This window comes from Limnospira sp. PMC 1279.21 (genome assembly GCF_032349615.1).
GTDB lineage: Bacteria > Cyanobacteriota > Cyanobacteriia > Cyanobacteriales > Microcoleaceae > Limnospira > Limnospira fusiformis.
Window position 1 is genome coordinate 1 of record NZ_JARPLU010000090.1, and the last position, 10,755, is coordinate 10,755.

At 44.1% G+C, this 10,755-nt stretch carries 10 protein-coding genes; 7 read left to right on the forward strand and 3 right to left on the reverse strand.

The features are described 5' to 3' along the window. Positions 1-114 precede the first annotated feature (114 nt). Positions 115-1,290 (reverse strand): homocysteine biosynthesis protein, encoded by a 1,176-nt coding sequence (locus tag P5683_RS14300; protein ID WP_006625251.1) that lies wholly within the window; start codon positions 1,288-1,290, stop codon positions 115-117. Further along, entirely contained in the window at positions 1,287-2,435 is a 1,149-nt protein-coding gene (locus P5683_RS14305) for an AI-2E family transporter (RefSeq protein WP_006625250.1), read from the reverse strand. The genes P5683_RS14300 and P5683_RS14305 overlap by 4 nt, the downstream gene beginning before the upstream one ends. 111 nt (positions 2,436-2,546) lie before the next feature. Here P5683_RS14305 and P5683_RS14310 point away from each other — a divergent pair, with 111 nt between their 5' ends. Beyond that, the gene (locus P5683_RS14310) at positions 2,547-2,756 is read left to right on the forward strand and encodes a hypothetical protein (RefSeq protein WP_006625248.1); all 210 of its coding nucleotides are present in this window, start codon (positions 2,547-2,549) and stop codon (positions 2,754-2,756) included. Beyond that, a complete protein-coding gene (locus tag P5683_RS14315; RefSeq protein WP_006670389.1) occupies positions 2,756-3,184 on the forward strand; it encodes a hypothetical protein in 429 nt (142 codons plus the stop codon). Before P5683_RS14310 ends, P5683_RS14315 begins: the two co-directional genes overlap by 1 nt. Positions 3,185-3,200: 16 nt before the next feature. Here P5683_RS14315 and P5683_RS14320 read toward each other — a convergent pair whose 3' ends face one another. Beyond that, positions 3,201-3,386, reverse strand: coding sequence for a hypothetical protein (locus P5683_RS14320; RefSeq protein ID WP_006670388.1), 186 nt, complete (start codon positions 3,384-3,386; stop codon positions 3,201-3,203). Positions 3,387-3,641: 255 nt separating this feature from the next. Here P5683_RS14320 and P5683_RS14325 point away from each other — a divergent pair, with 255 nt between their 5' ends. The 5 genes from P5683_RS14325 (at position 3,642) to P5683_RS14345 (ending at position 10,653) form a co-directional block, all read left to right on the forward strand. Continuing rightward, positions 3,642-4,145: a type IV pilin-like G/H family protein gene (locus tag P5683_RS14325; RefSeq protein WP_315640265.1), complete on the forward strand. Its 504-nt coding sequence runs from the start codon at positions 3,642-3,644 to the stop codon at positions 4,143-4,145. Between the two features lie 231 nt (positions 4,146-4,376). Then, on the forward strand, positions 4,377-6,605 hold the full coding sequence (locus P5683_RS14330; protein WP_315640278.1) for an O-linked N-acetylglucosamine transferase, SPINDLY family protein: 2,229 nt from the start codon (positions 4,377-4,379) through the stop codon (positions 6,603-6,605). Positions 6,606-6,689: 84 nt separating this feature from the next. Further along, positions 6,690-8,924: a tetratricopeptide repeat protein gene (locus tag P5683_RS14335; RefSeq protein ID WP_315640267.1), complete on the forward strand. Its 2,235-nt coding sequence runs from the start codon at positions 6,690-6,692 to the stop codon at positions 8,922-8,924. A 50-nt stretch (positions 8,925-8,974) separates the two neighbouring features. Continuing rightward, positions 8,975-10,303, forward strand: a complete 1,329-nt coding sequence (locus P5683_RS14340) for a class I SAM-dependent methyltransferase (protein ID WP_315640268.1) — start codon at positions 8,975-8,977, stop codon at positions 10,301-10,303. 200 nt (positions 10,304-10,503) lie between these two features. Further along, positions 10,504-10,653 carry a hypothetical protein gene (locus tag P5683_RS14345; RefSeq protein ID WP_315640269.1) on the forward strand — a complete coding sequence of 50 codons (150 nt, stop codon included), beginning with the start codon at positions 10,504-10,506 and terminating at the stop codon, positions 10,651-10,653. Positions 10,654-10,755 lie beyond the last annotated feature (102 nt).

Sequence of the window (10,755 nt, forward strand, 5' to 3'; positions counted from 1 at the left end):
TCTCGTGGCGAAAATGATGACTATTTTCACGGAAATTTGTGGTGACTGATTCAATATTTAAAATTGTCTGCCTAAATCGATAAGTGATGGCTATTGTCGGAGTAGGGGATAAAATCAATCTAAACGTATTTGAGAACCCCAAATATCTTGGGGGATAAAAGACCTGTCCATAGGGATAGGAGCGACAGGTTCAGTGAGGGTAAAATTGCCAGACTCTATCCATTCCTTGAGTTCCTCCGCGACCTGTCGAGAGCGGGAAATACTGGCGAGGGGGGCGGTGCGGACGGTTTTACCCTCAATTTGGATACGACCGCTTTTGAGTTGAGCGTATGTTACCAAACCGAAGGTCGGGCGAACCCGGCGGGGGATAGCAAAATCGACGACTGGCGCAACAATATCCTCATCAGCAATAGCAGCGCGCAAAACCACTTCTTCATTAAGCACAGGTAAAGGAATGCCAATGCCTAACATGAGAGAGGGTCCGTGTTGTTTAAAATAGCAGCCTCGCACCCAATAGGGGTTCATTTTTTTAGCATCACCGATAACGGCTAGGGTGGCGGCGGGTCCTATGGGTGTGCGGTTAGGTAATCTTTTTTGGATGGGGAAATGTTGGGTTCCTTCCCAGGTGATATAACCAATTCCTCCCCCTAAAAAAATGCGAGTTCCTATGCCGATTAATTGTAGGTCGGGGTCATTGAATAGGGGAGATATCGCGCCAGAGTTGGAGTAAACTGCATTACCTAAAAATGGTTGTAGGGGTCCGAGGTAGGTAAATAAAGGCCGATCGCCACCATTAACGCCAATGATAAAATTCTGGTATAAATTGCGGGGATTAAATAGATAAAACTGGTTAATTGTATCTTTGTTAATCGAGGTTTCTAGGGAACTACGGGGGTAGCAGTCGGAGGGAGTCCCAACAGCTTGAAGATGGACGGTTTTTCCAGCGATTAAATCTTCGATTACATGACCGCCACCGCGATCGCTTGGTTCATCTCCTTCTTTCACCATTTGGGTAGCGCCAATATATATATCTACTGCGCCAAAACCACTGTAGGCGGGTACACCGTTAAGCCAGCAGGTGCGAATATTGATGGGGGGGTCTGTATGTCCGAGGTTGATAATTGCGCCGGAAGATTCCATGGGTTCAAAGGTTCCGGTGGTGATGACATCGACTTCTTCGGCGACTTGGCTGATGCTGGTTTCTTTGACTCTGGCTTTGAGTTCTTCGATGGTGCAGACAATGGCTTGCTGCTGATTGATTTTGTGGTTGATTTCGGCTATGGTTTTCACTGGTGATTATTCCTGGGATTATGCTCTGGGAGGGTTTCACTGGTTAAAAGTGAGGGTTGGTCGGCGACGGGTTTAAGGGGAGGGGGATTATCCCAAATATCTAGGATATCTCGGATCAGGATTTCTTTGATCAAAACTTGACCGACTACCGCGAGGGGAAAGGCTAACACGAGTCCGCCAAATCCGAAGAAGGTTAGGAAAAATCCTTGGGCGAGAAGGGTGATGGCTGGTAGTAGGGAGACTTGGTAAGCCATTAACGAGGGCATGATTACGGCGGTTTCGATTTGCTGGATGATGATATATAACATCACTACTAATGTGGCTTTCCAGGGAGAGTCTAAAAGGGCGATCGCCATTGGGGGAATGACGCTAACAGCAGGACCTATATTGGGAATTAGGTTCAGCAGTCCCGCGAGAATGGCATTGGCGAAAATTAAGGGGACTCTCAGTATCCACAAGCCGATTACTGTTAGCAGGGTGACACAAATCATGTTGAGTAGCGCACCGATTAGCCAACGACCTAGGGCTATTTCGCAAGTGTCTAGTATGTGGTTCATTCGCCTTCGGTAAAAGGCGGGAATTAGCTGTAAGCTACTGCGACGGTAGGCTTGGGGGTCGGCTAAAAGCATCATGGTCAGGACGAGGATTAATAATATGCTGACTAATCCTTCTACTGTGGTTCCCACCACGACACCAAAACCGCCGATTAGTTGATTACTCAGGGCTTGCGCTTGTTGGATAATTTGTTCGATGCGGATCTGTCTCAGGTCGCGACTGACTTCTGATAGATATTCCCGCAGGGGTCCGTTGAGGTCGGTGCGTAAATAGTCAATTAACAGGTTCAGCAGCTTTAGACCTTGTTCGAGACCAGCGGGGACCTGTTTGGCTAGTTGTTCTAATTGGTTGATTAGGGGGGGGACGACCAATAAAAAGCCGATGATAATCCCTAAGAAGAATAGACTAATCGACAGAAAAACGGCAAGCGATCGCGGTAGTTTCAGACGCTGGAATTGGCGGGTGAGACGGTTTAAGGCGGTGGCTAGGACGACGGCGGCGAAAATCATCAGCAGGGCTTGTTTAATCCGCCACAGGATATATATAGCGATTAAGAAAGCTGTGAAGCCTATCCATGTACCTAGGGTCATTCGACTGTTCAGGGTGAGAGAATTTGCTTTTCTACAGGCGATCGCCTATAGAATAGTGATCTATGATATTAGATTATGTAGTGCGATTCCACTAAAGCCAGCCCGCCACCGATGACCAAACCCAGATATGATGAACAGGAAGATATATCTCGCCACGCAGCGGTAGATGAAGGATGCTGCGAAGATATGGAACGAAAATATGGGTGGAATCTTGTGCGAATTGAGGTAACCTCAGATCCTATCCTTGAGGTTGATTGCGTATTTCTGGGGAAAACGGAGTTTCCTCGGCGTTATAATGAAACTGAGAAGGAGGAAGATTGATGCGAAAATACATCATTTTTCGGGCTGATAAGGGTGAACCTGGTTGGAAAGAACGTAAACTCCAGCATACCCAGGGTTTAACTAGAATTTTGGCTGAACATTTCGACTCTTCTGATCAACCTATTCCTGAGTTGGGATATCGACCGAGGGAGTTTGTTCGTATTGATGGGTTGCATAATCCCACTGAACATGGCTACAGCACCCATTATCGCCAGGGGGACTGGGAAGTAACTAGGGTGGAAAGTTACACTCCTGATGTCTCTACGGCTGAGTTTGATATGATCGTGATCTGCTTTTGCAAGTATAGCCCTGTTAATGGTCCTGTGCAACCTATGCCAGAGCGTCGAGTCTCTATAGATAGTTTCGCTGGGGATGAGAAAGGGCTGGAGCAATGGCACGAGTCCCAAAAGAAACCGACTGAGGTTTAGCACCTCTCGGATCTGCTTATCTGTCTAGCCACATTCGCCACGAAAACAGAACCGCCAGCAGGGAAGAGGGGAAGAGAACCGCGAAAAGAGCGATCGCATTGGTTTCGGGAATCGCTAAATTTGGCCCGACATATTTGATCAGTAAGGATAGCCCTAGGGATAGGATCAGGATTTTGGTCACAAATAACAGTTTGTTGTCCATTTATATATAGAATGCCATGGGATGCGATCGCCTATATTTTACCAATTGGTGGCCGCCTTACACCCCAAGGCCATAGAGTCTGACACCCAGACACCCTAACCGCCTTAGTCGGTATTCCCCACTGGGAGGGCGATACACGATTTTCCGGAAGAAATTAAAAAAAATTTTGCGGCAGGTGATATGATTTGCGATCGAGGTGGGTAAGTTAGAACTACAGAAAACAAATAACCTCTTTCACCCCGAGGAGAACGAATTATGAAGACTGAACTTAAAGCCAAATTCCTGCAACATATCTCTCAGAAAAAAAGAGACGGTGGTTTCACCTTAATCGAACTGTTAGTTGTAATTATCATTATCGGTATTTTGTCGGCGATCGCTCTGCCTTCCTTCTTAAACCAAGCTAACAAAGCTAGGGAGTCCGAAGCCAGAACATACGTTGGTTCCATCAACCGGGCTCAACAAGCGTTTTACATGGAAAATAGTAACGTGTTTGCTAACTCAATAGCTCAATTGGGTCTGGGTATCAACAGCGCTACAGAAAACTACACTTATAATTTAGCAGCTAATGCTTCTGGTGCGGTGGTTAATGCCAACGGTGCTGCTAATCTCAGGGACTTTGGTGGCCTGGTCTGGGTAGGTGAAACCATAGGAGGGGAAAGTACCACTTTGGCTAAACTGTGCGAAGCGAAAGCTGCAGACACCGAAGCAAGCTTTGCTGCGGGTAATAGTTCCTGTGGTGATAATTTTAGAGGAATTTAATAGATAATCCAGCAGTTTAGGTTTCAGATGGAGTCAGCTAGGGTCTTTAACCCCATTGTCAACTATAGCATTTAGCGATGGCATACGGTGGGACTGTTGAAGCAATAACTATATTGCCCTTGTTGATGATGAAATCAGAAACTGACACAACTTGAAATCATGAAAAATAGGTAGTACATTAGTGCTACCTATTTTGTTTTATAATAGTTAATTGAGTTTATGGCTGGGACTATGATTGATAATCAGATATTGGAAAAGCAGATGAGTTTATCAGCAGAAGCTGATATTTGCTTGCAGAAAAGGGATTATCAACAAGCAGCCATTTTATATGAACAAGCCATCAATCTAAATCCAGACTACAAATATAATTACTGGAAACTGGGGCTAACCCTACTGCTACAGGAGCGGGAGGAAGAAGCCCAGACCACCTGGCTGGTAGCCATGAGCGATGGAGAACCAGAACAGATTGACCTGTGGACGATAGATTTACTCCAGGTGCTATCATCAGAAGCCGACGCACGAACCGCCGCCGAAGACCATTTCGTGGCTTGGGGGATTCGCCAACACATCCAGCAAATAAATCCCGATGATATTAATAATATATTACAGTTAATTGATTTATCAATTACCCTGAAAACCTATACCGTAAATGAGATCGCAGAATATGGACTGGTTCCGTTACTGCAACAGGAGTCCATCAATGTCAATCCAGATTTACTACTGCACCTGTGGAAAAAACTCTTAGTTGTAGATGCAATTAATCCCCTATCTATGGAATTGGGACAGGCGCTGATTAACCATGTTGGTGAGCAACCGGAGTTTGTCACTAGCCTAATCCCTAAATTATACGATATTGCCTATTCCTTTGCGAAAACAAGTATAGCCAAGGGCTATGGAGAGTTATTGTTGAACCTGGCACCGAATCATCAAGAGTTGCTGAGGGCTTTGGCTCAATTTTGTATTCAATTAACCGAGTATGACGATGGCATTGAATATGCCAGACGTTCCTATCATCTCACTGAATCCCCAGATCAGCAAGCCCTGGATAGCAATTTTATGATCAGTGGTCTGATGTCTCAGGGGGGATGCACAAAGCAAGTGCGAGAGGTGGTAAAACATCAGGAATCATTGCTGGATGCTATGCTGAAAGACCCGCCCCTAAACTTGGGGACTGGGGTTATGCAGTTATATAATACCAACTTTTTCTTTCCTTATGTGAGAGATTGCCCTGCCGTAAACTCACAAACAAAGACTCAAGTTGCTCAAATTTGCCAAGCCAACTTAGAAACTGCTCTGGCAGAAAATATCGCCACATATCAAGCCCGGAATTTACAGAAACGCCATCAAGGAGCCACCAATAAAACCCTAAAGATTGGTTATATATCTTATTGTTTCCGGCGGCATTCTGTGGGTTGGATATCTCGCTGGTTATTTCAACATCACGATCGCCATCAATTTGAAATTTATGCCTATATGATTGGGGCAGAAAATCGACAAGATGCTCTGCAAAACTGGTATGCAGAACAAGCCACCAAGTCTTATCAATATGGAATCGTCAGTACAGAAGTTGCCGAGCAAATTTCTGAAGACCAGATTGATATTCTCGTTGATTTAGATAGCCTGACATTAACCAATACCTGCGCCATTATGGCACTGAAACCCGCACCAGTACAAGTCACCTGGTTGGGATGGGATGCCTCTGCTATACCCACCGTTGACTATTTTATTGCCGACCCCTATGTTTTGCCAGAAAATGCCCAGGATTATTACTCAGAAACTATCTGGCGACTGCCTCAAACCTATGTGGCGGTCGGTGGCTTCGAGGTCGGCATTCCCAGTTTGCGAAGACAGGATATCAATATTCCCGAAAATGCCATTGTTTATTTTACCGCCCAAAGGGGGCCGAAATACAACCCAGAACTCGCCCAACTGCAAATGCAAATTCTGAAACAAGTACCCAATAGTTATCTGATAATTAAGGGATTCGATAAAGAGCAATCCATCGCTGGTCTGTTTTTTGAGTTAGCAGAAGAACAGGGAGTTAGTCGAGAACAGTTGCGACTGACAGGTTCAGTATTGCTGGAGCAAACCCATCGCGCCAATTTAGCTATTGCAGATGTGGTGCTGGATAGCTACCCCTACAACGGCGCAACCACCACCCTGGAAACCCTGTGGATGGGTATTCCTCTCGTGACTAGGGTAGGGGAACAGTTTGCAGCCCGCAATAGTTATACAATGATGATGAATGCTGGCATCACCGAGGGTATTGCTTGGACTGATGAGGAATATGTGGAGTGGGGGGTTCGTCTGGGAACCGATGAAAGACTGCGCCAGGATATCTCATGGAAATTACGCAAGTCTAGGCGGACTGCTCCTTTGTGGAATAGTAAGCAGTTCACGCGGGAGATGGAAAAAGCCTATCAGGAAATGTGGACAATATATACTAGCGGACAATCATAAATTATCAATTTTTCATGGGCTAATGACTCCCAGGAGTTGATGAGCCAGCATCAATTGAATTCAAGGATAATAGGTATTGTGAAAATGACCAGTGATTTAGTAGCCGAGATTCGTCAGCAAGCCGAAAAGTATCTCCATAATTGCCAATACCAGCAGGCGATTAGATATTATGAAGCAGCTATTGAGGCAGAACCTAATAATAAGTATTATTATTTTTATCTGGGTTTGATGTTGCTGCTAGAAGGTCAAGAGGAAGAAGCCCAAATCACCTGGTTGTTAGCTATCAATGAGGAAGATATAGAACCGGTTGAGTATTGGAGTAATGAATTAAGTAATATTCTCTACCAAGAAGCTAATCGGCAAGCCCAATTAGAAAATCATCAATTAGCCTGGGTGATTCGCCAACATCTTAGAGAACTGAATCCCACAGACATTCATAATTTGCTGGCTTTAATTGATTTGTCAATTGCCATTAATGCCTATACCCCAGATATCATCAAAGACTATGGAATTATTGACATCTTACAAAATAGCTCCTTGAGTGCAAATATTAATCAGGAGTTATTAATCAGAGTTACCGAAAAAGTCTTGCAGGTTGCCACCCTAGAACCCTCATCTTTAGAGTTGCTAACAGCGATGATACCTTATGTTACTAGTGAGGAAAAATTTATCAGAGTCATTATAGATATGACCTTTGATTTAGCCCGTACCGCACATCAACATTTAAAAGCCATAGAGTTATGCCAGATAGGTTTACAGTTAGCACCAAGAAGTAGAGAATTACTGAATTCTCTTGCTGCACTATTTACTGATATAGGGGACTATCCCCAAGGCATAGAATATGCTAAACGTGCCTATTCAGTGGTGGAAACTATACCGGAAAAACTGTGCCAAAGTTTCACCATTCTCAAAGCCCTACTCACTGCGGGTGGATACTGGGATGAACTGTGGGATGTTGTTGAACAACACAAGTTATTAATTGACCAATTGATTGTTGAACATCCTAAGAATCTGGGAACTTCATCAATGGGGGTTGGTCTTTATATAACGTCTTTTTATTTTGCCTATATAGTCGATAATCCTCGGGAAAATATCACCATCAGAAAACAAATTTCTCAGGTGTGTCAATCTAACATGGAAATAGCCTTTCCGCAGCTAATTACCAAATTTCGGGGTCGCCATACCAGTTTGCGGCAGGGGGTACAACCATCCCCAAGGAAACTAAAGATTGGGTATGTTTCATCTTGTTTGAGGAGGCACTCGGTGGGTTGGCTGGCTCGTAGTTTATTTCAATATGGCGATCGCCATAACTTTGAAATTTACACTTACATGACCGAATCAAGAGTTTTTTACGATCCGATTCAAGAATGGTATATTGCTAACTCTGATCACATCCATAAATATAGTTCTGTCAAGCTAGAATTAGCCGAGCAAATTTATGCTGATCAAATAGATATCCTAGTGGATATGGATAGCTTGACCACTTCCAATATGAGTGCGATAATGGCACTTAAACCAGCTCCCATACAAGTGACTTGGCTCGGTTGGGATGCTTCAGCAGTGCCAACAGTTGATTATTTTATGGCTGATCCCTATGTGTTGCCAGAAAATGCTCAAGAATATTATCAGGAAACTATCTGGAGGCTACCTCAAACCTATTTAGCTGTGGATGGTTTTGAAGTATCTGTACCAACCATTACCCGTGCTGATTTAGAAATTCCTGATGATGCAATAGTTTATCTAGGGTTGCAAAAAGGGCCTAAGTACAATCCCCACATCGCCAAGTTGCAATTGGAGATTTTAAGGGAAGTTCCCAATAGTTATTTTCTGGTCAAGGGATTTGGTCAACAGGATTCTTTCAGTAAGTTCTTTTTTGACATTGCCAATCAACAGGGAATAACTACGGATAGAATTAAATTTATTCCCACCGTTAAATTGGAAGAAAATCATCGCGCTAATTTACTTATAGCAGATGTGGTGCTGGATACCTACCCCTACAACGGCGCAACCACCACCATGGAAACCCTGTGGATGGGTATTCCTCTGGTGACTAGGGTAGGGGAACAGTTTGCAGCCCGCAATAGTTATACCATGATGATGAATGCTGGTATCACCGAGGGTATTGCTTGGACTGATGAGGAATATGTGGAGTGGGGGGTTCGTCTGGGAACCGATGAAAGGTTGCGCCAAGATATCTCCTGGAAACTACACAAGTCTAGGCGGACTGCTCCTTTGTGGAATGGCAAGCAGTTTACCCGCGACATGGAAAAAGCCTATCAGGAAATGTGGCAGCGGTATATTGACGGTGGCAGTTGTTAGCATATACGCTATTATAGCTCTCTGTTAAATTATATGGAGATTCAATCCCAATGTCAACCATAAATGAATCGGACCTACAACGGAAAATTCGCGAGCAGTTCGACTTTACCCTGTATCCTAGAATCCCTATAGAGACATCCCCCAAGACTGATTATGAACGCCTTTATATTCATAACTTGCTGACTCCCTATTATCTAAGAAACCAACAGGTTATTCAAACCGAAGGTAAAGTTATTTTAGATGCTGGCTGTGGTAGTGGATATAAGGCGTTGGCATTAGCATTAGCTAATCCTGGTGCGAAAATCGTGGGTATTGACATCTCGGAAAAGTCCGTAGAAGCCTCCCGCGATAGATTGAAATATCATGGCATAGAAAATGCCGAATTTCATGCTATGTATATTGAGGAACTACCCAGCTTGGGTTGGGAGTTTGACTATATCAATAACGATGAAGTTCTCTACTTACTACCGGATATCGTAGAAGGGTTGCAAGCCATGAAATCGGTGCTGAAACCCGATGGTATTATTAGAACCAATCTACACAGTGCTTTCCAACGCCAAAACTATTTGAAATCCCAGGAATTTTTTAAAATGATTGGGTTAATGGATGAACAACCCGGAGAAATGCAGATGGAAATGGCGCGAGAAACCATGAAATCTCTGAAAGACCAGGTATTGCTTAAACAACAAACCTGGAATACACAAAATACAGAATCCGAAGAATGTCTTTTAAGTAATCATCTATTGCTGGGTGATAAAGGTTTCACTATCCCGGATGTTTTTGCGGCTTTGAAAGCTGCTGATTTAGAGTTTATCAGTATGTTAAATTGGCGACATTGGGAAATTACGGATTTGTTTAAGGATGAAGATGATTTACCTGTTTTTCTCGGGTTGGGTTTAGCGGAAATGTCTACGGAAGACAGATTACATTTATTTGAACTCCTGCAACCCATGCACCGTTTATTAGATTTTTGGTGTGGTCATCCTCACCAGGGTAAAGATTTTATCCCCGTGTCGGAATGGAGTGATTCCGACTGGAAAACCGCCAGAGTCAGCCTACATCCTCAGTTAGCTAACCCCCAGTCCCGGGAAGATTTAATTAATTGCATTACCAACCACAAACCCTTTGAGATTAGCAAGTATATCAGGTTACCTGTTTTTCTACCAATTCATCTGGATAGTGGCATAGCAGCTTGTTTATTGCCACTGTGGGAGAGGGTTTGCACTGTTGAAGAGTTAGTGCAGCGGTGGCAGCAAATTCGACCGATAGACCCCATTACCCTAGAACCTGTTAGCCAGGAAAAAGCCAGGGATGAAATTAAGGAGTTATTAGACACCCTAGACCCATTTTTATATGTGCTGTTAGAACGTTGTGGCTAAACTCTTACAAACCGTAGGTTGGGTGAAACGCAGTGAAACCCAACATCATATCAACTGGTGAAGAAACCGGGTTTCTCAGCCGAAACGGTAGGGCGGGTTTATGAATATAGTCGTCGGGAATTGATAATTGACAGCGGAACCCGCCCCTACAATATAAACGGTAGGGCGGGTTTATGAATATGGTCGTGGGGAATTGATAATTGACAGCAGAACCCGCCCCTTTCTCCCCCAGAGGTCAAGAAACCCGGTTTCTCAAAGAAACCGGGTTTCTCAGCCAAACGGTAGGGCGGGTTTATGAATATAGTCGTCGGGAATTGATAATTGACGGCAGAACCCGCCCCTACAATTAATTATTAATTATTCATTATTAATTATTACACATATCGTAGACGCACCGCTTTCTCCCCCAGAGGTCAAGAAACCCGGTTTCTCAAAGAAACCGGGTTTCTCAG